General features: G+C 71.9%; 15 protein-coding genes. 9 read left to right on the top strand and 6 right to left on the bottom strand.

The genetic code is table 11. The features are described 5' to 3' along the window. The first annotated feature begins 160 nt into the window (after positions 1 to 160). Entirely contained in the window at positions 161 to 1,210 is a 1,050-nt protein-coding gene (locus tag ACZ4VF_RS10255; RefSeq protein ID WP_467924639.1) for a helix-turn-helix domain-containing protein, read from the top strand. Positions 1,211 to 1,264: 54 nt separating this feature from the next. On the opposite strand, the gene ACZ4VF_RS10250 is transcribed toward ACZ4VF_RS10255, so the two are convergent. From ACZ4VF_RS10250 to ACZ4VF_RS10235, 4 genes are all read right to left on the bottom strand, one after another. Beyond that, on the bottom strand, positions 1,265 to 3,625 hold the full coding sequence (locus ACZ4VF_RS10250; protein WP_467924637.1) for an Orn/Lys/Arg family decarboxylase: 2,361 nt from the start codon (positions 3,623 to 3,625) through the stop codon (positions 1,265 to 1,267). Positions 3,626 to 3,755: 130 nt separating this feature from the next. After that, entirely contained in the window at positions 3,756 to 4,778 is a 1,023-nt protein-coding gene (locus ACZ4VF_RS10245; RefSeq protein ID WP_467924635.1) for a TolB family protein, read from the bottom strand. A gap of 103 nt (positions 4,779 to 4,881) precedes the next feature. Next, on the bottom strand, positions 4,882 to 6,135 hold the full coding sequence (locus ACZ4VF_RS10240; protein WP_467924633.1) for an MFS transporter: 1,254 nt from the start codon (positions 6,133 to 6,135) through the stop codon (positions 4,882 to 4,884). Between the two features lies 1 nt (position 6,136). Further along, entirely contained in the window at positions 6,137 to 7,033 is an 897-nt protein-coding gene (locus ACZ4VF_RS10235; RefSeq protein ID WP_467924631.1) for an alkaline phosphatase family protein, read from the bottom strand. A gap of 127 nt (positions 7,034 to 7,160) precedes the next feature. Here ACZ4VF_RS10235 and ACZ4VF_RS10230 point away from each other — a divergent pair, with 127 nt between their 5' ends. Beyond that, positions 7,161 to 8,078 (top strand): DUF72 domain-containing protein, encoded by a 918-nt coding sequence (locus tag ACZ4VF_RS10230; RefSeq protein WP_467924629.1) that lies wholly within the window; start codon positions 7,161 to 7,163, stop codon positions 8,076 to 8,078. A 42-nt stretch (positions 8,079 to 8,120) separates the two neighbouring features. After that, a complete protein-coding gene (locus tag ACZ4VF_RS10225) occupies positions 8,121 to 11,114 on the top strand; it encodes a bifunctional [glutamine synthetase] adenylyltransferase/[glutamine synthetase]-adenylyl-L-tyrosine phosphorylase (RefSeq protein WP_467924627.1) in 2,994 nt (997 codons plus the stop codon). Between the two features lie 40 nt (positions 11,115 to 11,154). On the opposite strand, the gene ACZ4VF_RS10220 is transcribed toward ACZ4VF_RS10225, so the two are convergent. Both ACZ4VF_RS10220 and ACZ4VF_RS10215 read right to left on the bottom strand, forming a co-directional pair. Beyond that, positions 11,155 to 12,018, bottom strand: coding sequence for a phosphatase PAP2 family protein (locus ACZ4VF_RS10220; protein ID WP_467924625.1), 864 nt, complete (start codon positions 12,016 to 12,018; stop codon positions 11,155 to 11,157). Positions 12,019 to 12,086: 68 nt separating this feature from the next. Then, entirely contained in the window at positions 12,087 to 13,121 is a 1,035-nt protein-coding gene (locus tag ACZ4VF_RS10215) for a LacI family DNA-binding transcriptional regulator (RefSeq protein ID WP_467924623.1), read from the bottom strand. Positions 13,122 to 13,498: 377 nt separating this feature from the next. Here ACZ4VF_RS10215 and ACZ4VF_RS10210 point away from each other — a divergent pair, with 377 nt between their 5' ends. The 6 genes from ACZ4VF_RS10210 (at position 13,499) to pulA (ending at position 25,635) form a co-directional block, all read left to right on the top strand. After that, positions 13,499 to 14,773 carry an extracellular solute-binding protein gene (locus ACZ4VF_RS10210; RefSeq protein ID WP_467924621.1) on the top strand — a complete coding sequence of 425 codons (1,275 nt, stop codon included), beginning with the start codon at positions 13,499 to 13,501 and terminating at the stop codon, positions 14,771 to 14,773. Positions 14,774 to 14,877: 104 nt separating this feature from the next. After that, positions 14,878 to 15,882, top strand: a complete 1,005-nt coding sequence (locus ACZ4VF_RS10205; RefSeq protein WP_467924619.1) for a carbohydrate ABC transporter permease — start codon at positions 14,878 to 14,880, stop codon at positions 15,880 to 15,882. 19 nt (positions 15,883 to 15,901) lie between these two features. Then, on the top strand, positions 15,902 to 16,807 hold the full coding sequence (locus ACZ4VF_RS10200; RefSeq protein ID WP_467924617.1) for a sugar ABC transporter permease: 906 nt from the start codon (positions 15,902 to 15,904) through the stop codon (positions 16,805 to 16,807). Between the two features lie 137 nt (positions 16,808 to 16,944). Then, on the top strand, positions 16,945 to 18,615 hold the full coding sequence (locus ACZ4VF_RS10195) for a glycoside hydrolase family 13 protein (protein WP_467924615.1): 1,671 nt from the start codon (positions 16,945 to 16,947) through the stop codon (positions 18,613 to 18,615). A 154-nt stretch (positions 18,616 to 18,769) separates the two neighbouring features. Then, positions 18,770 to 20,146 (top strand): alpha-amylase, encoded by a 1,377-nt coding sequence (locus ACZ4VF_RS10190; protein ID WP_467924613.1) that lies wholly within the window; start codon positions 18,770 to 18,772, stop codon positions 20,144 to 20,146. A gap of 89 nt (positions 20,147 to 20,235) precedes the next feature. After that, complete coding sequence (gene pulA, locus ACZ4VF_RS10185) at positions 20,236 to 25,635, top strand: pullulanase-type alpha-1,6-glucosidase (protein ID WP_467924611.1); 5,400 nt, start codon at positions 20,236 to 20,238, stop codon at positions 25,633 to 25,635. Positions 25,636 to 25,652: the final 17 nt, after the last annotated feature.

Raw genomic sequence — 25,652 nt, 5'->3', positions numbered from 1 at the left:
CCCGAGAGTGCCACCACGCTATGCACCGGTGACGCGTCCGATCAGGGACCGCACGCGCCATCCAAGGGTCCGCGCACGCCACCGGGGACGGCCGCGTGGCCGCGGAATCCACCGGGACCGTGACCGGCCGCCGGGATGCGCGCGGTTATGCTCGGCGTTCGTGTCCCTGCCAACCCACCAGGGGACGGTCTCCGCCGCCCTGACCCGTGTGAGCGTGCGCGTCGCACGCCGCGTCGATCTGCCCCGGGACCAGTACGCGCATCTGCTGGGCCTGGCCCCCGGGCACCTCGACGACGACCTGTGCCGCCTCCCGGCCGCGACCCCCAACCACCTCGCCGAACTCACCACGCGCCACGCGCCCTGGACCGACGTCTCCCACCTGCTGATGCAGCAGGCGACCGTCGGGGCACTGGGGGTCTGGGACTACCTGATCACCTGCGCGCCCACTCCGCTGGACGGCATCAAGGACGCCGCCGCCTACTTCGCGGTCGTCGCCGACACCGCCACCGATGCGCTCACCATCACCGAGGACGGCGACCAGATCACCGTCGGCCACGCCAACCACGCCGACCTGACCAACCAGGCGGCCTGCGCCATCCGCGGCTTCGCGCTCGGTCTGTACCGGCAACGCCTGAGCCAGGCCGCGGGACGTCCGCTCGTCCCGCTCCGCGTCACCCTCACGGCGCAGGCACCCCGTCGGCACGATGCGCTGACCGAGCTCTACGGCACCCGCGCCGTCGACTTCGAGTCCCCCACCAGCTCGCTCACGTTTCTCGCCTCCGACCTGAGGGCACCCAACCCGCACGCCCAGCCCGGCCTGTCCGGCGTCCTGCGGCGACACGCCGAGCACCACCTCACGCACGCCACGCCCCTGCACGACTGGCTGGCCCTGTTCCGCATCGCGCTGGAATCCGCTTACGCCCACGACGGCGCGACCCTGCCCGCGGTCGCACGGCGCATGGCCGTCAGCACCCGCACCCTCCAGCGCCGCCTCGGCGAACACCGGACGACCTGGAACAGGGAACTGGAGAACCTGCGCCGCACGCAGGTCACACGGCTGCTCCGGCACACCGACCACAGCATCGACGCCATAGCCGCCCGCGTCGGCTACACGAGTGTCCGCTCCCTGCGGCGTGCCGTACACCGCTGGTACGGCACCACCCCCACCCTTCTGCGCGCCACGGAGCCGGCCCCGGCCGCCGGGGCCTGAGAGGGACCCGGTCCGGAGCCGGCCGAGGCGCGGGTACCGCCACGCGGCCTCGTGTCATTCCCCGCGCAGCACCTCGATCTCGTAGTCCCCGCTGTCCTCGTCGATCGTCACGCCGTGGGTCTCGCTGCGGAAGCCCGGGAAGCGGCGGTCGAAGGTCTCCAGGGCCGTGAGGTAGCGCAGCAGGGGGCCGTCGGGGGTGCCGGTGGACTCGCCCGGCATGAGGACCGGGATGCCGGGCGGGGTGACCGTGACCATCGCCGCCGCCACCCGGTGCGCGGCGTCGGCGATCCGGACGCGTTCCGTGCCGCCCCGGACCAGGCGCTGGTAGCAGTGCTGGGGCGGGTGGACCGGCTCCGGGAGCCGCTGGAACGCCGTGTCCAGCAGCTCCACCAGGCGGGCCGAGCGCAGCTGTTCGTGCATCTGCCGGCACAGCTCGCGCAGGGTCAGCCCGGCGTAGCGCCTGGGGTGCGCGGCGACCGCCTCCGGCAGGACGCGGTCGAGCGGGGCGTCGGCGTCGTACAGGGCCTTGAAGTCCATCAGGGCGTCCAGCAGCGTGCCCCACTTGCCCTTCGTGATGCCCATCGAGAAGAGGATCAGCGTGGTGTAGCTGTCGGTCTTCTCGACCACGATGTTCCGGGTGGCCAGGTACGCCGTCAGGACGCGCGCCGGGATGCCCTCCTCGGCCATCTCGCCGGTGGCGGTGATGCCCGGGCAGGTCAGCGTGACCTTGACCGGGTCCAGCATGCAGTGACCCTCGGTCAGCCCGGGGAAGCCGTGCCAGGCGGCACCCGGCTCCAGCAGCCAGCAGGACTGCTCGGTGCGCAGCAGCTCCGGCGGGGCCTCGTCGAAGGGCAGCCGTTCGCCCGTCGCCGGGTCGGTGACCTCCTCCGGCTGCCAGACGCCGAAGAACCACGGCGGCCGGTCCCCGGCGCTCGCCACCCGCCGCCCGAGCCGCACCATCTCCTGCCGGAAGCGGATCGCCTCCGTCACCGCCTCGTCGATCAGCCACTCGCCCTGCGGCCCGTCCATCATGGCCGTCGCCACGTCCAGCGAGGCGATCATCGGGTACAGGGGCGAGGTGGTGCCGTGCATCATCAGGGCCTCGTTGAACCGGTCGTGCTCCACCGGCGCCCGGGGCGCGGGCCGCACGTGCACCATCGCCGACTGCGACAGCGCGGCCAGCAGCTTGTGCGTGGACTGGGTCGCGAAGACCGTCGGCCGGTCCGGGCCGGGGAAGGCGTCCGCGTCCACCGACATGCCGTACCGGCCCCGGTACAGCGGGTGGAAGCGGGCGTAGGCGAACCAGGCCTCGTCGAAGTGGACCCGGGGCGTGCTGGCCGCGAGGGCCTTCGCGGCCGGTACGGCGGCGTAGCTCAGGCCGTCGTAGGTGGAGTTGGTGAACACCGCGTACTGGGGGTCCCGGGAGACGGCGCCCTCGGCGAGCGGGTGCGCGGCGATCCGGGCCGCGATCGAGTCCGCCGCCAGCTCGGCCGGGGGCAGCGGGCCGGCGAGTCCGTAGCCGTTGCGGGTGGGCACCAGGTAGACGGGCCGGGCGCCGGAGACGACCAGCCCGTGCAGCACCGACTTGTGGCAGTTGCGGTCGACCAGGGCGAGCTCGTCACGGGTGACGCTGAAGTGGCCGACGAGCCGGTTGCAGGTGGAGTCGCCGTGCAGCACGAAGTAGCTGAGGTCGGCGCCGAAGACGCGGGCCGCGTTGCGCTCCGCCTCCCCGATCGGGCCGGTGTGCTCGAACAGCGAGCCCAGCTCCTCGACCGAGATCGACAGGTCGGAGCGGAGCAGCCGTTCGCCGAAGTAGTCGTGGAAGGCGCGCCCGGCGGGCGACTTGAGGAAGGCGACGCCACCGGAGTGGGCCGGGGTGTGCCAGGAGTACTCGTGGGCGTCGTGGAAGCGGCGCAGCGCCCGGAAGAACGGCGGCAGCACGTCCTCCCGGTAGGCGCGGGCGGCGCTGGTGATCCGGCCCGCGATGAAGTTCGGGGTGTCCTCCAGCGGCCACACGTAGCCGATGACCGTCTCCGACACCCACAGCGGCAGCTCCCGCACGCCGTCCTCGGCCATGACCAGGAACACCGGCAGGTCCCGGTACCGCCGCCCGATCCGCCGCAGCACGGCCGCCCCGCCGGGAGCCCCGTCGACGGCCTCGTCCGGCTTGGCGAGCGCGGCCCCGGGACCGTCCCCGGCCGCCCGCGCGCCCCCGGGCAGGTCCCAGGCGACCAGGGCCGCCGCCAGCCCCGCCTCGGTCCGCAGCACGGCGTCCGCGTCCTCCGCGCTGACCGCCCAGCGCACCCCGAAGCCCTCCGCCTCCACCGCCTCCCGGATCTTCCGCAGCTGCTCGGCCCCGGCGCCCTCGGCGCGCGGATGCTCCGGCACCGCGACCAGGATCCTGCTCTCACCCATCCCGTGCCCTCACCTTCCCGACGGCCGCCCGGCCACCGCCCGGAAAGTGTCCGGGCGGCCGGGCACGACGGCGGCGGCGGCACACGGCGGGTCACCGTGATGACGGAAAAACGGGGCCCCGGGATTGACGTCACTCGCCGAGATAGGCGGGCGACACGGCGGCCGTGCCGATCCTGCGCGCCCGCCCCGACCCGTCCGCCGGGACCTCGTACAGGTCGGCGCCGTAGTCCCCGGGCAGCGCGTACACGACCGTCCGGGCGTCCCGCCACACCGCCTGGTCGTCCACGCTCCGCGTCTCGGCGAGCGGTGTCTCCCGCAGCGTGCGCAGGTCCAGGACGTACAGGCGCCAGGGCGCGTCCTTCGGCAGGCCCGCGACCCGCTTCTTGTAGGCGACGCGGGTGCCGTCGGGGGACAGGGACGGGCACTCGACGTCGGTGTGCAGCGTGGTGACGGTACGGCGGCGCAGGTCACCGCGGACCAGGTAGGTCCGCCCCTTCGTGGCGAGCGTCGCGTAGAACGTGCGGTCGTCGTCCGCGAAGGTCACGCCCCAGAAGTTGGCGTCCGCCGCGCGGTAGGGACGCCCGTCCCTGACGATCCGGAACGCCTCCAGGGACGGGATCAGCTCCCCGCCGCGCGTGTCCACGATCGCCGTGCGCGTGGAGAAGTCCGTCCCGGCGTACGAGTCGCCGCCCACGAACGCCGTCCAGGCGGCGAAGTGCCCGGTGGGGGAGACCCGCGCCCGTGAGGGGATGCCCGGCACGTCGTACCGGTGCAGGGTCCGCAGCCTCGCGTCCAGGACGAGCGCGCGGTAGGTGTCGGAGACGGGGCCGTGCACGGCCTGGAGGCACACGCCGGTGCCGGACGCGGCGTGGAAGCGCAGGCACTTCAGGCCGGAGGCGGTGCGCGGGCCGCCCGGGGCGTTCGCCGGTACGGAGGTCAGCTCGTCCCGGTGCGGCCCCCACGCCATGTTCCGGAACACCAGCCGCCCGGGGTCCCGCAGCGTCACCGTGCCCGGGGTGACGCGCGGTCCGCCCGCCTGCACGTGGTCGCGGCGGTCCGCCCGCGCCGAGGCGTGCAGCACGGAGGCCAGCCCGGCCGCCGCCAGCACGGCGACGGCCGAGACGAGGATCAGCACTCGACGGCGTACGGTCATGCGGTCACGGTCCTCTGCGGGGGCGTGGTGTTCATGCGGGGAGGGTCCTCTGCGGGGGCGGCGCGTTCATGCGGGGAGGGACGTCTGCGGGGAGTTGGGGTGATCACGCGGGCAGGGTCCTCTTCGGGCGCAGGGTGACGGAGAACGCGGCGCACGCGGCCAGGGCCACCGCCGCGCCCGCCAGCGCCGCCCGGTCGCCCCACACCGTCCAGGCCGCGCCGAACAGCAGCGAGCAGGCGAACCGGGTCAGCGCCTGCCCGGTCTGTACGACGGCGAGCCCGGAGGAACGCAGACCGTCGGGCACGCTGTCCGAGGCGGCGGCCATCAGCACCCCGTCGGTGGCCGCGTAGAAGCCGCCGTGCAGGGCGAGCACCAGGTAGGGCAGCCCGGTGCCGTGCCACGAGGTGAGCAGCAGCGCGTACGCGGCGAGGAGGGCGCCGTGGCCGGCGAGGAAGACCGCCCAGCGGCCCACCCGGTCCGCGAGCCGGCCGAGCGGCACGGCCAGCAGCAGGAACGCGGCGGCCGTCCCCAGCGGCAGCAGCGCGAACCAGCGGTCGGGCACCCCGAGACGGCGCTGGAGCAGCAGGTAGACGAAGGAGTCGCTGACCGTGGCGAGGCCCAGCAGCAGCGCGCAGACGGTGATCCGGCGCAGGTCGCGGCGGCGCAGCAGGGCGAGGGCCGCTCGGACGGTCGGCCGTTCGGCCGGGGCCGCCCGACCGCGTCCGTCCGGCACGAACAGGACCAGCACCAGGACGCCCAGCACGGCGACGCAGAAGCTGACGGTGAACACCGCGTCGTACCCGTCCACGGTGGCCCGCAGGATGAGGAACGCCACCAGCGGCCCGAGCAGGGCACCGGCCGTGTCCATCGCCCGGTGCACCCCGAAGGCCCGCCCACGCGTCTCGGGCGTGCCGGCCATCGAGATCAGCGCGTCACGCGGGGCCGTCCGCAGCCCCTTGCCGGTCCGGTCGGCGGCGAGGACGACCCCGATCGGCGTCAGCGTGTGCGCCACCAGCAGCAGCGGCTTGCACACGGCCGAGATGCCGTAGCCGAGCCCGGCGACCCACTTGTGCCGTCCGCCGCCCCGGTCGGCGAGGTGCCCGCCCACCAGCCGGACGAGCGCCGAGAACCCGTTGTAGACGCCGTCCAGCAGACCGAAGCCCAGCGGCGACAGACCCAGCCCGGTCACCAGGTACAGGGGCAGCACCGCCGTCACCATCTCCGAGGAGACGTCGGTGACCAGGCTGACCGTGCCCAGCGCGAGCACGGTCGGCGCGACCGGCGCACGGCGCCGCCCGGCGGAGGGCCGGACGGTGCCGTGGGCGGACGTACGGGCACGGCTGTCCGCTACGTACACGTCAGGACGCCCAGATGCCGGTGATGTCCTGGGCGGAGGCCGCGTTGCCCGCGTGCGTGCTCAGCCCCTGGGTGTCCTCCAGGGTCCGCAGCAGGTCGTAGTGGTTGTACGTGGTGGCGGAGCTGGAGCCGGCGGTGACGGGCTGCCCGTAGAGCACGGTGGGGATCCGGTTGCCGCTCAGCCGGTTGTCCTCGTCGAACGTCACCACCAGCAGGCTGTTGTGCGTCTTGGCCCAGGTGGCGTAGGCGCCCAGCTTGTTCTTCAGCCAGGTGTCACCGGTGGACACCGAGCAGTCGTGCATGTCGCTGCACAGGTTCGGCACCACGAACGACAGCTGCGGCAGCGTCGAGTAGTCGGCCGGGAACTGCGCGAACGTCTTCGCGGTCGACGTCGGCACGTTGCCGAACCCGAACCACGGGTTGTGCTTGCGGGCGTAGTCGCCGCTGCTGCACGTGGTGGAGCCCTGGCTCGGCAGCGTCTCGTTGTAGCTGGCCCAGCTGCGGCCGGCGGCGATCAGCTCGGAGGCGAGGTTGGGCGCGGACGAGAAGCCCGGCGTGTAGCAGCTGTCGTCGGTGATGCCCTGCGTGGACCCGGAGAACATCGCGAAGTAGTTCGGCTGGCTCGGATGGGTCTCGGCGTAGGACTGGGTGAGGTTGGCACCCCCCGTCTTCAGCGAGTTGATGTAGGGCGCGCTGGAGGAACCGATGACCTGGCTGTACGCATGGTTCTCGAAGACCACGACGACCACGTGGTCCGGGCGGGGCACGGCGCCCGCGGCGTGCGCGGACTCCTGGCCGAGCCCGGTCCACAGCCCGACCGCGGCTGCGGCGAGGGCGGCCGCGGACGCCACGACGGCTCGGGCACGGCGATAGGCCGAACGGGCAGAACTGCCGGACACATCAACCTCCGGGAAAGGATGGACGGCTGGCGGTGCGGACAGAGCATGCACACGCCAACATTCCCGCGGCCCACGCCGGCCAACCTCCCGGGTGAAGACCGGATGAACGGCGGGTACTCACGCCCGCATGGCGGAGATCTTCATCGGAACCTGCGGCTGGACCGACCCCGAACTGCTCCGGAGCGGCTGGTACCCACCCGGCCACCGCGACGCCGAGAAACGCCTGCGCCACTACGCGACCCGCTTCCCCGTGGTCGAGGCCGACTCCCCCTACTACGCCCTCCCCACCGCCCGCACCACCACCCTCTGGGCGGAGCGCACACCCCCCGGCTTCCGCTTCGACGTCAAGGCGTTCTCCCTCCTCACCGGCCACCGCACCCGCCCGGCCGCGCTCCCCGCAGACCTCCGCGCCCACCCCCGCGACGAGGCCCTGCGCGAGGAGGTCTGGACCCGCTACGCCGAAGCGGTCGCCCCCCTGCTGCGCTCCGGCCGCCTGGGCACCCTCCTCTTCCAGTACCCGCCCTCCCTCGCCCCCGGCCCGGAAGCCGAGGCCTTCGTCCGCACGGCCCGCGAACGCGCCCGCGACTGGCCGTTCGCCGTCGAGTTCCGCGACCCCGCCTGGTGGCACCCCGCCCGGGCCCCCCGCACCACCGCCTTCCTCCGGGACCTGGACGCCACCGCGGTGGCCGTCGACACCGTCCAGGGCCTGCCGTCCTCCATGCCCGCGGACACCCCGCCCACCACCGCCCGCCTCTCCGTGATCCGCTTCCACGGGCGCAGCCCCCACTGGGGCACGGGAACGAAGGAGGAGCGCTTCCGCCACGCGTACACCGAGCGGGAGCTGCTCGCCTGGCTGCCTCGCATCCAGGCCCAGGCGGAGGCCACCGACGAACTGCACATCCTCTTCAACAACTGCTGTGGGGACGCCGCCCCCACCGCGGCCCAGACCCTCCACGACCTCCTGCGCACCCGGCTCCCGCACCAGCGCACCACCACCGCCCACCTGCCACCCGCGCACGAAGCCCCCCGGCCCCCCTCCGGTTAGGCTCTGGCCAGTACCAAGCAGATCCGAGGGGAGACCACGGACATGACGCCGGGCCGCAGGAGCAGCACCTTCACCCGTCTGCTGCGACACGGCTTCACCGATCCCTCCGCCGCCGAGGGCCTCCTGGACGGCCCCGAGCTGGCCCCCGTCCGCGACGACCCGGTGCTGCTCGAAGCCCTGGGCGCCACCGCCGACCCCGACCTGGCCCTGCACGGCCTGGTCCGCCTGCTGGAGGCCCAGCCCGGCGCCACCGCCCACCGCGAACTGCTGGACACCCTCATCGCGGCCAAGCCCCTGCGCGACCGCCTGCTGGGCGTCCTCGGCGCCTCCGCCGCCCTCGCCGACCACCTCGCCCGCCACCCCGGCGACTGGCACGCCCTCGTCACCTACGAACCCCACGACCTCCACCCCGGCGTCGCGGAGTTCGAACAGGGCCTGGCCACGGCCACCGACCCGGTCTCCCTCCGCGTCGCCTACCGCCGCTGCCTGCTGTCCATCGCCGCCCGCGACGTCTGCGGCACCACGGACGTCGCCGAGACCGCCGCCGAACTCGCCGACCTGGCCACCGCCACCCTCCGCACGGCCCTGGCCCTCGCCGAGCGCGCGGCGCCCGAGGACGCCGCCGCCTGCCGTCTCGCGGTGATCGCGATGGGCAAATGCGGCGGCCACGAGCTGAACTACGTCTCCGACGTCGACGTGATCTTCGTGGCGGAACCCGCCGAGGGCACCCCCGAGCACCACGCCCTCCGGTCCGCCACGAAACTCGCCTCCCACCTGATGCGGATCTGCTCCGAGACGACCGTCGAGGGCTCCATCTGGCCGGTGGACGCCAACCTCCGCCCCGAGGGCCGCAACGGCCCCCTCGTCCGCACCCTCAGCAGCCACCTCGCCTACTACCAGCGCTGGGCCAAGACCTGGGAGTTCCAGGCCCTCCTCAAGGCCCGCCCGGTGGCCGGCGACACGGCGCTCGGCGAGGCGTACATCGACGCCCTGCAACCCCTCGTCTGGCAGGCCGCGGACCGCGACAACTTCGTCCCGGACGTCCAGAAGATGCGCCGCCGCGTCGTCGAGAACATCCCCGCCGCCGAGATCGACAGGGAACTGAAACTCGGCCCCGGTGGCCTGCGCGACGTCGAGTTCGCCGTCCAGCTCCTCCAGCTGGTGCACGGCCGCACCGATCCCGCCCTGCGCAGCGGCACCACCCTGGACGCCCTCCAGGCCCTCGCCGCCGGCGGGTACGTCGGCCGTGAGGACGCCGCCCGCCTGGACGAGGCGTACCGCTTCCTGCGCTCCATGGAGCACCGCATCCAGTTGTACCGGCTGCGCCGCACCCACCTCGTCCCGGAGGCCGAGCCGGACCAGCGCCGCCTCGGCCGCTCCCTGGGCCTGCGCACCGACCCGGCGGCCGAGCTGAACCGCGAGTGGAAGCGGCACACCACGGTCGTACGCCGCCTGCACGAGAAGCTCTTCTACCGCCCGCTGCTCGACGCGGTCGCCCAGCTCGCCCCCGGCGAGGCCCGGCTGAGCCCCGTGGCCGCCCGCGAACGCCTCATCGCCCTCGGCTACGCCGACCCGGCCGCCGCCCTGCGCCACCTGGAGGCCCTCGCCTCCGGAGTGACCCGCAAGGCCGCGATCCAGCGCACCCTGCTCCCGGTCATGCTCGGCTGGTTCGCCGACTCCGCCGACCCCGACGCCGGCCTGCTGAACTTCCGCAAGGTCTCCGACGCGCTCGGCAAGACCCCCTGGTACCTGCGCCTGCTGCGCGACGAGGGCGCGGCGGCGGAGAACCTGGCCCGTGTCCTGTCGGCGGGCCGCCTCGCCCCCGACCTGCTGATGCGCGCCCCCGAGGCGGTCGCACTGCTCGGCGACGGCGACGGCGGCGGCCTGGAACCCCGGCGGCACGCCGCCCTGGCCCAGGAGATCATGGCGGCCGTGGGGCGCGCCCAGAACGCCGCGCAGGGCGTCACCGCGGCCCGCGGCGTCCGCCGCCGCGAGCTGTTCCGCACCGCCGCCGCCGACATCGTCCGCTCCTACGGCACCGAGGCCAGTGCCGCCGAGGCCGACCAGGGCGCCCTGGTGGACCGGGTCGGCGCGGCCGTCTCCGACCTGACCGCGGTCACCCTCGCCGGCACCCTGCGCGCGGTGGTCCGGGACGGCTGGGGCGACACCCTGCCCACCCGGTTCGCGATCATCGGAATGGGCCGCTTCGGCGGGCACGAACTGGGCTACGGCTCCGACGCCGACGTGCTGTTCGTCCACGAACCGCAGGACGGCGTGGACGAGCACGAGGCGTCCGCCGCCGCCAACAAGGTCGTCGCCGAGATGCGCCGCCTGCTCCAGCTGCCCAGCTCCGACCCGCCCCTGCTGATCGACGCCGACCTGCGCCCGGAGGGCAAGTCCGGCCCGCTGGTGCGCACCCTGAAGTCGTACGAGGCGTACTACCGCCGCTGGTCCCTGGTCTGGGAGTCACAGGCCCTGCTGCGGGCCGAGCCGGTCGCCGGCGACGAGGACCTGGGACGGCGCTTCATCGAACTGGTCGACCCGCTGCGCTACCCCCGGCAGGGCCTGCCGGAGGACGCCGTCCGCGAGATCCGCCGGCTGAAGGCCCGGATGGAGTCCGAGCGGCTGCCGCGCGGCGCCGACCCCCGGCTGCACACCAAGCTCGGTCCCGGCGGCCTGTCCGACGTCGAGTGGACGGTCCAGCTGCTCCAGCTCCGCCACGGCCACCAGGTCCCCGCCCTGCGCACGACCCGCACCCGCCAGGCGCTGTCCGCGGCCTGCGCGGCCGGGCTGCTGAGCGACGAGGACACGGAGATCCTGGACGAGGCGTGGGTGCTGGCCACCCGGGTGCGCAACGCGGTCATGCTGGTCCGCGGCCGGGCCGGGGACACCTTCCCCACCGAGCCGCGCGAGCTGGCCGCGGTGGGCCGCTACCTGGGCTACGGCGCCGGGCACGCCGGGAACATGCTGGACGCGTACCGCCGCACCACCCGCCGGGCACGCACGGTGGTCGAGGAGCTGTTCTACGCGGACTGAACGGCACGGGGGACGGTACGCCGGCCCGACGGCCCCGGAGCTACGCCGACTGCACGGCCCCGGCCGGCTCCCGCCGGGATCCCGGCGCCAGGCGTGGCAGGGCGTACGGCAGGCTGCCGTACCACGTCCGGGCCACCGTGAACCCGAAGCCCAGGCAGAGCAGCCCGCCGACCGCGTCCAGCCAGAAGTGGTTGGCGGTGGCGACGATCACCAGCAGGGTGGCCGCCGGGTACAGCAGCCCCAGCACCCGCACCCACGGCACCGACGCCAGCGCGAAGATCGTCACCCCGCACCACAGCGACCAGCCGATGTGCATCGACGGCATCGCCGCGTACTGGTTGGACATGTGCTTGAGGTCGCCGGAGGCCATCGACCCCCAGGTGTGGTGCACCATCACGGTGTCCACGAAGTGCCCGCCGCGCATCAGCCGGGGCGGCGCGAGCGGGAACAGGTAGTAGCCGACGAGGGCCACGCCCGTCGTCGCGAACAGCACCAGGCGGGTCGCCGCGTACCGGCCGGGATGCCACCGGTACAGCCACACCAGCACCCCGAGCGTGACCACGAAGTGCAGGGTGGCGTAGTAGTAGTTCATCCCGACGATGAGCCAGGACACCGAGTTCACGGCGTGGTTGACCGACTGCTCGACGGCGATGCCGAGCCGGTGCTCCGCACGCCAGATCCAGTCCGCGTTGCGCAGCGCCTCGTGCCGCTGCTCGGGCACGGCGTTGCGGATCAGTGAGTACGTCCAGTAACTCACCGCGATCAGAAGGATCTCGAACCACAGGCGGGGCCGGCGCGGCCGGCGCAGCCGGCCCAGCGGGCCCCGTGGGTCCTCACCCGTGACGGTGCGCGGAACGGTCACCTCCCCGCGCCCTTCCGGCTGTGTCACGGTCGAGTCAGTCATAGGCACAGAGTCTGCCAGACGACGCCTCCTCGGCCGATCATCCCAAGGAAGGGTCCGCGGCGCACCTTCTACGACGCACGGAGGACATGCGGGGCGGAGGCGGTCGAACCGCGCACCACCAGCTCCGGCATGAACACGAACTCGCTGTGCGGTGCCGGTGTCCCGCCTATCTCCTCCAGCAGGGTGCGCACGGCCGCCTGCCCCATGGCCGGGACCGGCTTGCGGACCGTGGTCAGCGGCGGGTCGGTGAAGGCGATCAGCGGGGAGTCGTCGAAGCCGACCACGGACACGTCCCGGGGGACCTCCAGGCCGCGCTGCCGCGCCGCCCGTATCGCGCCGAGCGCCATCATGTCGCTGGCGCAGACCACCGCCGTGCAGTCCCGCTCGATCAGCGCCGTCGCGGCCGCCTGACCGCCCTCCAGCGTGTACAGCGAGTGCTGCACGAGCTCCGTCTCGACGGTGTCCGCGCCGAGCCCGAGCTGGTCCTGCATCGCCCGGACGAATCCCTCGATCTTGCGCTGCACCGGCACGAACCGCTTCGGCCCGAGCGCGAGCCCGATCCGGGTGTGCCCCAGCGACACCAGGTGCGTCACGGCGAGCGCCATGGCCGCCCGGTCGTCGGGGGAGATGAACGGCGCCTGCACCTTCGGCGAGAACCCGTCCACCAGCACGAACGGCACGCCCTGTGCGCGCAGCCGCTCGTAGCGCTGCATGTCGGCGGTGGTGTCCGCGTGCAGCCCGGAGACGTAGATGATCCCGGCGACCCCGCGGTCCACCAGCATCTCGGTCAGCTCGTCCTCCGTCGACCCGCCCGGGGTCTGGGTGGCGAGCACCGGCGTGTAGCCCTGGCGGGTCAGCGCCTGTCCGATGACCTGGGCCAGGGCCGGGAATATCGGGTTCTCCAGCTCCGGCGTGATCAGGCCCACCAGGCCCTCGCTGCGCTGCCGCAGCCGTACCGGGCGTTCGTAGCCCAGCACGTCCAGCGCGGCGAGCACGGACTGGCGGGTGGTGGCGGCGACGCCCGGCTTCCCGTTGAGGACCCGGCTGACGGTCGCTTCGCTCACCCCCGCCTGCGCAGCGATGTCGGCAAGCCGTGTGGTCACGGGACTGGACTGTACCGGTCGTCTCTGCCCTTGCACACCGGCCGGACGCCGGGCGCGGGCGGGCGTGCGGCCTGCCGTGGGTTGCTGCGTCATCGCGCTCCCTCGGGAATCATGGTGGCAAGAGCTTGCAAGTCTTGCACAAGTGTCGTCATCGCCGCTCAGCGCTGCCACGATCGGGTTGCGGCGCGGTCGACGGCCGGTCACGGGCCGGTAACCATCGTGTCCTCTTGCACTTTTTTTCTGCAAGGTCTTTCGCAGCGCTTACATCGCTGTTACGTTCCCAGTCGCCCGGCCGCGGCAACGGCGCAGTCGGCAAGTCGCAGAGGCGGACGGGACCGCCCTCTGTACCACTCGGGCTAAACCCTCAAGGAGAACTCATGCGGCGTGGCATAGCGGCCTCCGCGCTGGTGGCGTCCCTCGCCCTCACGGCGACGGCGTGCGGCGGGAGCGACAGCGACAGCGGGAAGTCGGACGGCCCGGTCACCATCACCTGGTGGGACACCTCCAACGCCACGAACGAGGCGCCGACGTACAAGGCCCTGGTCCAGCAGTTCGAAGCCGCGAACAAGGACATCAAGGTCAAGTACGTCAACGTCCCCTTCGACCAGGCGCAGAACAAGTTCGACACCGCGGCCGGCGCCACGGGCGCCCCGGACATCCTGCGCTCCGAGGTCGGCTGGACCCCCGCCTTCGCCAAGAAGAGCTACTTCCTGCCCCTGGACGGCACGGAGGCCCTCGCCGACCAGGGCAAGTTCGAGCCGAACCTGATCAAGCAGGCCCAGTACGAGGGCAAGACCTACGGCGTGCCGTTCGTCACCGACACCCTCGCGCTGGTCTACAACAAGGCCCTGTTCAAGAAGGCCGGCATCACCGAGGCCCCCAAGACCTGGGACGAGCTGAGGGCCGACGCCGCCAAGATCAAGGACAAGGCCAAGGTCGACGGCTACTGGGGCTCCACCCAGGCCTACTACGCCCAGACCTTCCTCTACGGCGAGGGCACCGACACCGTCGACGTCGCCGCCAAGAAGATCACGGTGGACTCGCCCGCCGCGAAGAAGGCCTACGGCACCTGGCTGAGCCTGTTCGACGGCAAGGGCCTGCACAAGGCCGACGCCACCGCCGACGCCTACGCCCACATCCAGGACGCGTTCGTCAACGGCAAGGTCGCCGCGATCATCCAGGGTCCCTGGGAGATCACGAACTTCTACAAGGGCAGCGCCTTCAAGGACAAGTCGAACCTCGGCATCGCCACCGTGCCGGCCGGCTCCGCCGGCAAGGCGGGCGCCCCGACCGGCGGCCACAACCTCTCGGTCTACGCCGGCTCCGACAAGGCCCACCAGCAGGCGGCCCTGAAGTTCGTGAAGTTCATGACCTCGGCGCAGGCCCAGGAGACCATCGCGCTGAAGAACTCCACGCTGCCCACCCGCTCCGACGCCTACACCGCCAAGGTCAAGGCCGACCCGGGCATCGCCGGCTACCAGGGCGTCCTGGCCGCCGCGCAGCCCCGCCCGGCGCTGCCCGAGTACAGCTCCCTGTGGGGTCCGCTCGACACCGAGCTGCCCAAGGTCGCCAGCGGCAAGGAGTCGCTGGACAAGGGCCTGGGCAACGCCGAGCTGGCCATCTCCAAGCTGGTCGACGGCTTCAGCAAGTGAGTCCGCGTGGCCGCCGGACCCTCCCGCCGCGAGGAGGGTGAGGGATCCGGCGGCCACCGCCCTGTGCCCGGCCCAACCCCTTGAACGTTTGAAGGTGTCGAACCATGACAGTCGCCATCGACCGCGCGACCGGCAAGCGCCGCGGTGACCGCGCGCCTCGTCCCGGGCTGGGGCAGCGCGTGCGGAACGGCTTGCAGAAGTACTGGTACGCCTACGCGATGATCGCCCCGGTGGTCGTCGTGCTCGGCGTCCTCGTGGGCTACCCGCTGGCGCGGGGCGTCTACCTCACCCTCACCGACGCCAACAGCCTCAACTCCGCGCGCACGATCGGCGTCAACCACATCGACGCCACCTACAAGTTCATCGGCCTCGACAACTACCAGGACATCCTGTTCGGCCCGACGGCCTACGACCGGTTCTGGTCGCACTTCCTGTGGACCGTCTTCTGGACGGTCGCCTGCGTGGCCCTGCACTACACCATCGGTCTCGGCCTCGCGCTCATGCTCAACCAGAAGCTGCGCGGCCGTACCGCCTACCGGCTGCTGCTCGTCCTGCCCTGGGCCGTGCCGACCTTCGTCACCGTCTTCTCCTGGCGGATCATGCTCGCCGACTCCGGCGTGCTCAACCAGATCCTCGGCGCCCTGCACCTGCCCCAGCCGGAGTGGCTGGAGGACACCTTCTGGCAGCGCTTCTCCGCGATCATGGTCAACACCTGGTGCGGTGTCCCGTTCATGATGCTGTCCCTGCTCGGCGGCCTGCAGTCCATCGACTCCACGCTCTACGAGGCCGCGGAGATGGACGGCGCGAGCGCCTGGCAGCGGTTCCGGCACGTCACCCTGCCCGGGCTGCGCTCGGTCAGCTCCACCGTCGTGCTGCTCGGCATCATCTGGACCTTCAACCAGTTCGTCATCATCTTCCTGCTGTTCGGCAAGAACTCCGCGCCGGACGCCCAGATCCTCGTCACCTGGGCCTACACACTGGGCTTCGGCCAGCAGCCGCGCGACTTCGCCCAGTCCGCCGCGTACGGCGTGCTGCTGCTGTCGATCCTCACCGTCTTCACCTCCTTCTACTTCCGCTGGCTGAAGCGCAATGACCAGCTCGCCGTCTGACGCCGCAGGAGCCGCCGCCATGAGCACCACCACCCTGGACAAGACCGAGACCGCCCCGGCTCCCGCACCCGCGCCCCGGCGCCCCGCCCGCCGGCGCGGCGAGCGCGGCCCGCTCGGCGCCGCCCTGCTGCACGGCGGCCTCGTCGTGGCGAGCCTGATCGCCCTGGCCCCGGTGGCCTGGCTGTGCTACCTCTCGCTCGGCCCGGACAAGGAGGACTACCTGCACCCGGGCGGCATCGCGGGCAAGGCGACCTTCTCCAACTTCAGCTTCGTGCTGGAGAACACCGCGTTCCTCGACTGGTTCAAGTCGACCATGATCGTGGCCCTCGGCACCACGCTGATCGGTGTCCTGGTCGCCGCCACCACCGGCTACGCGGTCTCCCGGATGCGCTTCCCCGGCTACAAGCAGCTGATGTGGGTCCTGCTGCTCACCCAGGCCTTCCCGATCGCCATCCTGATCGTGCCGATGTACGAGATCTTCAGCGAACTCGGCCTCATCGACACCTACTGGGCGCTGATCCTCGTCAACTGCACCACCGCCGTGCCGTACAGCGCCTGGCTGCTCAAGGGGTACTTCGACACCATCCCCTTCGAGATCGACGAGGCCGGACGCGTGGACGGGCTCAGCCCCTTCGGCACCTTCTTCCGGCTGATCCTGCCGCTGGCCCGCCCGGGCCTGGCCGTGGCCGCGTTCTACAACTTCATCACCGCCGTCGGCGAGGTCGCCTTCGCGACGACCTTCCTGCTGGACGACTCCAAGTACACCTTCGCCGTCGGCCTGCAGACCTTCGTCAGCGAGCACGACGCCCAGTGGAACTACATGGCCGCCACCGCGGTGCTGATCGCGATACCCGTGACCGTGTTCTTCTACCTCGTGCAGAAGAACCTCGTCACCGGCCTCACCGCCGGCGGCACCAAGGGCTGACGCCCGCCACCCGACCGGGCGGGCCGCCGTGTCCTCCGACCCCGCTGTCACCGCGGCCCGCCTCGCAGTCCCGCCCGGCCGTACGCCGCCGCACCCACCGACCGCCCACCATGCCCCAGTTACGTATCAAGGACGCCATGAGCCAGCAGCACTCCGCCGCACCGGCCCGCCACTCCGCCGCCGTCACCGTCGCCGACCGCCGCGACTGGTGGCGGGACGCGGTCATCTACCAGGTCTACCCGCGCAGCTTCGCCGACAGCAACGGCGACGGCATGGGCGACCTGGAGGGCGTACGCTCCCGTCTGCCCTATCTGCGTGACCTCGGCGTCGACGCCGTGTGGCTGAGCCCCTTCTACGCCTCCCCGCAGGCCGACGCCGGCTATGACGTCGCCGACTACCGTGCCGTCGACCCGATGTTCGGCTCCCTGCTGGACGCCGACGCGCTGATCCGCGACGCCCACGCGCACGGCCTGCGCATCATCGTGGACCTCGTCCCCAACCACTCCTCCGACCAGCACGAGTGGTTCAAGCGCGCCCTCGCCGAGGGCCCCGGCTCCCCGCTGCGCGAGCGCTACCACTTCCGCCGCGGCAAGGGGGAGAACGGCGAACTGCCGCCCAACGACTGGGAGTCCATCTTCGGCGGCCCGGCCTGGACGCGCGTACCGGACGGGGAGTGGTACCTGCACCTCTTCGCCCCCGAGCAGCCCGACTTCAACTGGGAGCACCCGGCCGTCGGCGACGAGTTCCGCTCCATCCTGCGCTTCTGGCTGGACATGGGCGTGGACGGCTTCCGCATCGACGTCGCCCACGGCCTGGTCAAGGCGGAGGGCCTGCCGGACCTCGGCTCCCACGACCAGCTCAAGCTGCTGGGCAACGATGTCATGCCGTTCTTCGACCAGGACGGCGTGCACGCGATCTACCGGCAGTGGCGGACCATCCTCGACGAGTACGCGGGGGAGCGCATCTTCGTCGCCGAGGCCTGGACGCCGACGGTCGAGCGCACCGCGAACTACGTCCGCCCCGACGAACTCCACCAGGCCTTCAACTTCCAGTACCTGGGCACGGAGTGGGACGCGAAGGAACTCCGTACGGTCATCGACCGCACCCTGGAGGCCATGCGCCCGGTCGGCGCCCCCGCCACCTGGGTGCTGTCCAACCACGACGTCACCCGGCACGCCACCCGCTTCGCCAACCCGCCCGGCCTCGGCACCCAGATCCGCACGGCGGGCGACGGCGCGCTGGGCCTGCGCCGGGCCCGCGCCGCCACCCTCCTCATGCTGGCCCTGCCCGGTTCGGCCTACATCTACCAGGGCGAGGAGCTCGGCCTGCCCGACGTCGTGGACCTGCCCGACGAGGTGCGCCAGGACCCGGCGTACTTCCGGGGCGCCGGCCAGGACGGCTTCCGCGACGGGTGCCGGGTGCCGATCCCGTGGACCCGGGAGGGCTCCTCGTACGGCTTCGGCAGCGGCGGCAGCTGGCTGCCCCAGCCGCCGGCCTGGGGCGAGCTGAGCGTGGAGGCGCAGACCGCGGTGCCCGGCTCGACGCTGGAGCTGTACCGGTCCGCGCTGCGCCTGCGCCGTGCCCGGCCCGACCTGGGCGCCGGTGACGCGGTGGAGTGGCTGCGGGCGCCGGAGGGCGTTCTGGCCTTCCGCCGGGGCGAGTTCGTGTGCGTGGCGAACACGACCGGCGAGTCCGTGACGACCCCGGCCTACGGCCGCGTCCTGCTGACCAGCGGCGAGGTGACCGAGGCGGACGGCGAGACCAAGGTGCCCGGCGACACCACCGTGTGGTGGACCACGGCCGGCTGACGCCGCGTCTGAAAGTTCTTGCATCAAGTTCACAACGGCCCGCTGCCTTTCGGCCAGCGGGCCTTTAACATCTGCGTCACCGCAAGTTTGCTGAAATATTTCAGCAAGCGCCTTCAGCGGTCCCTGCCACCTTCAACGTCGAAGGGCCCCACACATGGCACGCAGCGCCCTCCCCACGGCGGCAGCCCTCACGGCCGCCGTTCTGATTGGCATGACCCCGACTACCGCCGAGGCCGCCCCGCCCGGCACCAAGGACGTCACCGCCGTCCTCTTCGAGTGGAACTACGCCTCGGTGGCCAAGGAGTGCACCGGCACCCTCGGCCCCGCCGGCTACGGCTACGTCCAGGTCTCCCCGCCCGCCGAGCACGTCCAGGGCTCGCAGTGGTGGACGTCGTACCAGCCCGTGTCCTACAAGATCGCGGGCCGCCTCGGCGACCGCACGGCGTTCCGGAACATGGTGAACACCTGCCACGCGGCGGGGGTGAAGGTCGTGGTCGACACCGTCGTCAACCACATGTCGGCGGGCTCCGGCACCGGCACCGGCGGCTCGTCGTACACGAAGTACGACTACCCGGGCCTGTACTCCGCCGGCGACTTCGACGACTGCACCTCCCCGGTGTCGAACTACTCCGACCGCTGGAACGTGCAGCACTGCGAACTCGTCGGCCTGGCCGACCTGGACACCGGCGAGGAGTACGTCCGCAAGACGATCGCCGGCTACATGAACGACCTGCTCGGCCTCGGTGTCGACGGCTTCCGCATCGACGCGGCCAAGCACATACCCGCCGCCGACCTCGCCGACATCAAGAGCCGCCTGACCAACCCGTCCGTCTACTGGAAGCAGGAGGTCATCTACGGGGCGGGCGAGGCCGTCCAGCCCACCGAGTACACCGGCAACGGAGACGTCCAGGAGTTCCGCTACGCCTACGACCTCAAGCGCGTCTTCACCAGCGAGAAGCTCGCCTACCTCACCAACTACGGCGAGGGCTGGGGCTACCTGGGCAGCTCGTCCGCCGGCGTCTTCGTGGACAACCACGACACCGAGCGCAACGGCAGCACCCTGAACTACAAGAGCGGCGCCCCCTACACCCTGGCCAACGTCTTCATGCTGGCCTGGCCCTACGGCGCCCCCGACGTCAACTCCGGCTACGAGTGGTCGGACGCCGACGCCGGCCCGCCGAACGGCGGTCAGGTGAACGCCTGCTGGCAGGACGGCTGGAAGTGCCAGCATGCCTGGCCCGAGATCAAGTCCATGGTCGCCTTCCGCAACGCGACCCGCGGCCAGGCGGTCGGCAACTGGTGGGACAACGGCAACAACGCGATCGCGTTCGGCCGGGGCGGCAAGGGCTACGTGGCCATCAACCACGAGTCCTCGTCGCTCACCCGCACCTACCAGACGTCCCTGCCCGCCGGGACGTACTGCAACGTCCAGAACAACACCACGGTCAGCGTGAACTCCAGCGGACAGTTCACCGCGACCCTCGGCTCGAACACGGCACTCGCGATCTACGCCGGCAAGTCGAGCTGCTGACCCTCCGCCTGACGGTGCGTGGAACCTCTTGCCGGAGGTTTCACGCATCTTGCTGCAACTGTCAGCCGCAATCCTAGGAGTCACGACCCGTGATACCGAGATGGCCGGCGCCGCGCACGCGCCGTACGCCGTATCGCACAAGGGCCGCCGCCGTCACCGGCATGGCCCTCGCCGCAGCCCTGGTCCAGGTGCCGGCCGCCCGTGCCGCCACCCCGCCCGCGCCCCCCTCGGACGCGCGGCTCGCCGCCGCGCCCGCCCGGCACGACGACACCCGCGAGCAGTTCTACTTCGTCATGCCGGACCGGTTCGCCAACGGCGACACCTCCAACGACCGGGGCGGCCTCACCGGCTCCCGCCTCGCCACCGGTTACGACCCCACCGACAAGGGCTTCTACCAGGGCGGCGACCTCAAGGGCCTGACGGGGAAGCTGGACTACATCAAGGGGCTCGGCACCACCGCCATCTGGCTGGCGCCGATCTTCAAGAACCGCCCGGTGCAGGGCACCGGCAGCAACGCCTCGGCCGGCTACCACGGTTACTGGATCACCGACTTCACGCAGGTCGACCCGCACTTCGGCACCAACGGCGACCTCAAGAACCTCATCTCCAAGGCCCACGCCAAGGGCATGAAGGTCTTCTTCGACGTCATCACCAACCACACCGCCGACGTCGTCGACTACGAGCAGAAGTCGTACGACTACCTGTCCAAGGGCGCCTTCCCCTACCTCACCGAGGACGGCAGGCCCTTCGACGACGCCGACTACGCGGAGGGCGGCCGCACCTTCCCGGCCGTCTCCGGCGCCTCCTTCCCCTACACCCCGAAGGCCGCGAACAGGAGCAAGGTCCCGGCCTGGCTCAACGACCCGACGATGTACCACAACCGGGGCGACTCCACCTACGCCGGCGAGTCCGCCACCTACGGCGACTTCTCCGGCCTGGACGACCTGTGGACCGAGCGTCCCGAGGTCGTCCACGGGATGGAGAAGATCTACGAGCGGTGGGTCAGGGACTTCGCCGTCGACGGCTTCCGCATCGACACCGTCAAGCACGTGAACATGGAGTTCTGGACCCAGTGGGCGACCGCACTGGACCGGTACGCGGCCCGGCACGGGCGGAAGAACTTCTTCATGTTCGGCGAGGTCTACTCCGCCGACACCGCCGTCACCTCCCCGTACGTCACCCGGGGCCGCCTCGACGCCACCCTCGACTTCCCCTTCCAGGACGCGGCCCGCGCCTACGCCTCCCAGGGCGGCAGCGCGCACAGGCTGGCGAGCGTCTTCGGTGACGACTACCGGTACACCACCGACAAGGCCAACGCCTACGAGCAGGTCACCTTCCTCGGCAACCACGACATGGGCCGCATCGGGTACTTCCTGAAGCAGGACAACCCGAAGGCGACCGACGCCGAGATCCTGAGGAAGGACCGGCTCGCCAACGAGCTGATGTTCCTCAGCCGGGGCAACCCGGTCGTCTACTACGGCGACGAGCAGGGCTTCACCGGTTCCGGCGGCGACAAGGACGCCCGCCAGACCATGTTCGCCTCCAAGGTCGCCGACTACCTGGACGACGACGAGATCGGCACCGACCGCACCCACGCCAGTGCCGCCTTCGACACCCGTGCCCCGCTGTACCGGCAGATCGCCGCGCTGGCGAAGCTCCGCAGGGCCGAGCCGGCCCTGACCGACGGCGTGCAGACCGAGCGGTACGCGGCCGACGGGCCCGGCGTCTACGCCTTCACGCGCACGGACGCCCGGACGGGCCAGGAGTACGTCGTCGCCTTCAACAATGCCGGCTCCGAGGAGACGGCGACGTTCGCGACCGGATCCGCGGACAGGTCGTACAAGGGCGTCTACGGCGCCACCGGCAAGGTGAGGTCCGACGGCGACCGGAAGCTCACCGTCACCGTCCCGGCCGGCTCCGCCGTCGTCTACAAGGCCGCCGGCCGCCTCGCCGAACCGGTCACCAAGCCGACGATCACCCTCACCGCACCGGCGGCCGGCGCCACCGGCACGGTCGTCCTCAAGGCCGACGTCGACGGCGGACAGCTCAACCGGGTCGTCTTCGCCGCCCAGGTCGGGGACGGGACGTGGAAGACGCTCGGCTCCGCCGACCACGCCCCCTACCAGGTCACCCAGACCCTCGGCAGGGACGTCCCCGCCGGTACCGCCCTGCGCTACAAGGCCGTCGTCGTCGACACCGCCGGGCACACCGCGAGCGCCCTGGCGGGCAGCACCACCGGCACCCCTCCCGCCCCCGAGGTCCCCACGGCCTCCTCCCGGGACTACGCGATCGTCCACTACAAGCGCACCGACGGCGACTACGCCGACTGGGGCCTGTACGCCTGGGGCGACCTCGCCGACGGAGAGGCCACGAACTGGCCGGCCAGCCACCCCTTCACCGGCCGGGACGCCTACGGCGCCTTCGCCTACGTCAAGCTCAGGCCCGGCGCCTCGAACGTCGGATTCCTGGTCATCGACAAGGACGGCACCAAGGACGTCTCCGCCGACCGGAGCATCGACGTCACCAGGACGGGCGAGGTGTGGATCGAGCAGGGCAAGGCGGACGTCCTCACCCAGAGGCCCGATCACCCCGCCCAGGACAGGACCAAGGCCGTCCTGCACTACCACCGGGCCGACGGCGACTACGACGGCTGGGGCCTGCACGTCTGGACGGGAGCCGCGCACCCCACCGACTGGTCGAAGCCGCTGGAGCCGGTGAAGACTGACGCCTATGGCGCGGTCTTCGAGGTGCCGCTCACCGAGGGTGCCACCAGTCTCAGCTACATCGTCCACAAGGGCGACGAGAAGGACATCCCGGCCGACCGGTCCCTGGACCTCAAGGCCGCCGGCAACGAGGTCTGGCTGTTGAACGGCCAGGAGCAGTACCTGCTGCCCCAGCCGGCCGGCAGCGCCGCCGCGCTGGACCCGACCACCTCCAAGGCGGTCTGGATCGACCGGGACACCCTCGCCTGGAACGGCGCCGACGGCGCCGCCTCCACCCAGCTGCTGTACTCCCGTGACGGCTCGATCACCGTCAAGGACGGGACGCTGACCAGCGACGACGAGCGCTGGCTCCGGCTGGCCAAGACCACGCTGACCGACGCGCAGAAGGCGAGGTTCCCGCACCTGAGGGACTACACCGCCTGGTCCGTGGACCCGCGCGACCGGGACCGGGTGCGCGAGGCCCTCCAGGGCCAGCTCGTGGCCTCGCAGCGGGCGGCCAACGGCGCCGTGCTGGCCGCGACCGGCGTGCAGACCGCCGGCGTGCTGGACGACCTCTACCCCGGCGCCACCGAGGCGAAGCTCGGCCCGGTCTTCCACGACGGCAGGCCCACCCTCTCCGTCTGGGCGCCGACGGCCCAGTCCGTCCACCTCGACCTCGACGGCAAGGCCGTGCGGATGCACCGGGACGCCGGCACCGGCGTCTGGTCCGTCACCGGTCCCGCGTCCTGGAAGGGCAAGCCCTACCGGTACGTGGTGAAGGTGTGGGCGCCCAGCGTCCGCAAGCTGGTCACCAACAAGGTCACCGACCCCTACTCGGTCGCGCTCACCGCGGACTCCGAGCGCAGCCTGGTCGTGGACCTGGACGACAGGTCGCTCTCCCCGAAGGGCTGGACGTCCCTGCGCAAGCCCAGGGCCGTGCCGCTGAAGGACGCGCAGATCCAGGAACTGCACATCCGGGACTTCTCCGTCGGGGACCGCACCGCCCGGCACCCGGGCACCTACCTGGCCTTCACCGACAAGGACAGCGACGGCTCGAAGCACCTGCGGGCGCTGGCGAAGGCCGGGACGTCGTACGTGCACCTGCTGCCCGCCTTCGACATCGCCACCATCCCCGAGAAGAAGGCCGACCAGGCGACCCCGGACTGCGACCTGGCCTCCTACCCGGCCGACTCCGACAAGCAGCAGGAGTGCGTGGCGAAGACCGCCGCGAAGGACGCCTACAACTGGGGCTACGACCCGTACCACTACACGGTCCCGGAGGGCTCCTACGCCACCGACCCGGACGGCACCGCCCGTACCGTCCAGTTCCGCGAGATGGTGCGGGCGCTCAACCAGGACGGTCTGCGGGTCGTCATGGACGTCGTCTACAACCACACGGCGGCCAGCGGCCAGGCGGACACCTCCGTGCTGGACCGGATCGTGCCCGGCTACTACCAGCGGCTCCTGGCCGACGGCTCGGTGGCGAACAGCACCTGCTGTGCCAACACCGCGCCCGAGAACGCGATGATGGGCAAGCTGGTCGTGGACTCGATCGTCACCTGGGCCAAGGAGTACAAGGTCGACGGGTTCCGCTTCGACCTCATGGGCCACCACCCCAAGGCCAACATCCTGGCCGTGCGCAAGGCCCTGGACGCGCTGACCCCGAAGAAGGACGGCGTCGACGGCAAGAAGATCATCCTGTACGGGGAGGGCTGGAACTTCGGCGAGGTCGCCGACGACGCCCGGTTCGTGCAGGCCACGCAGAAGAACATGGCCGGCACCGGCATCGCCACCTTCTCCGACCGCGCCCGGGACGCGGTGCGCGGCGGCGGCCCCTTCGACGCCGACCCCGGTGTCCAGGGCTTCGCCTCCGGGCTCTACACCGACCCCAACGCGTCCACGGCCAACGGCACGAAGGAGGAGCAGAAGGCGCGCCTGCTGCACTACCAGGACCTGATCAAGGTCGGTCTCACCGGCAACCTGGCCGGGTACCGGTTCACCGACAGCGGCGGCAAGGAGGTCACCGGCGCCCAGGTCGACTACAACGGCGCGCCCGCCGGCTACGCCCGGGCACCCGGCGACGCCCTCGCCTACGTCGACGCGCACGACAACGAATCGCTGTTCGACGCGCTGGCCTACAAGCTGCCCAAGGACACCTCCGCCGCCGACCGGGCCCGGATGCAGGTCCTCGCCATGGCCACCGCGGCCCTCTCCCAGGGCCCGGCGCTCTCCCAGGCCGGCACCGACCTGCTGCGCTCCAAGTCCCTGGACCGCGACTCCTTCGACAGCGGCGACTGGTTCAACGCCATCCACTGGGACTGCGCCGACGGCAACGGCTTCGGGCGCGGGCTGCCCCCGGCGGCCGGCAACCGGTCCAAGTGGGACTACGCCCGGCCGCTGCTGAGCACGGTGAAGGTCGGCTGCCCGCAGATCACCGGCGCCTCGGCCGCCTACCGGGACCTGCTGAGGATCCGCACCACCGAGAAGGCGTTCTCGCTGGGCACGGCCGCGCGGGTGCAGGAGCGGCTCTCCTTCCCGCTGTCCGGCCCGGACGAGACGCCCGGGGTGATCACCATGACCCTGGGTGACCTGGTCGTCGTCCTCAACGCCACCCCCGACCGGCAGGAGCAGCGGATCCCGGCGCTCGCCGGGAAGCACTACCGGCTGCACCCGGTGCAGGCGGCCGGTGCCGACGAGACGGTGAAGGCCTCCGCCTACGCGGCCGGTTCGGGCACGTTCACCGTGCCGGCGCGGACCGTGGCGGTGTTCACCCGGGCGGGGAACTAGGGTGAGGCCGTTGCCGT

It is taken from the genome of Streptomyces sp. NPDC029151 (assembly GCF_055564315.1).
Note: the sequence above shows the minus strand (reverse complement) of the source record. Positions and strands in the feature narration are given on the sequence as shown.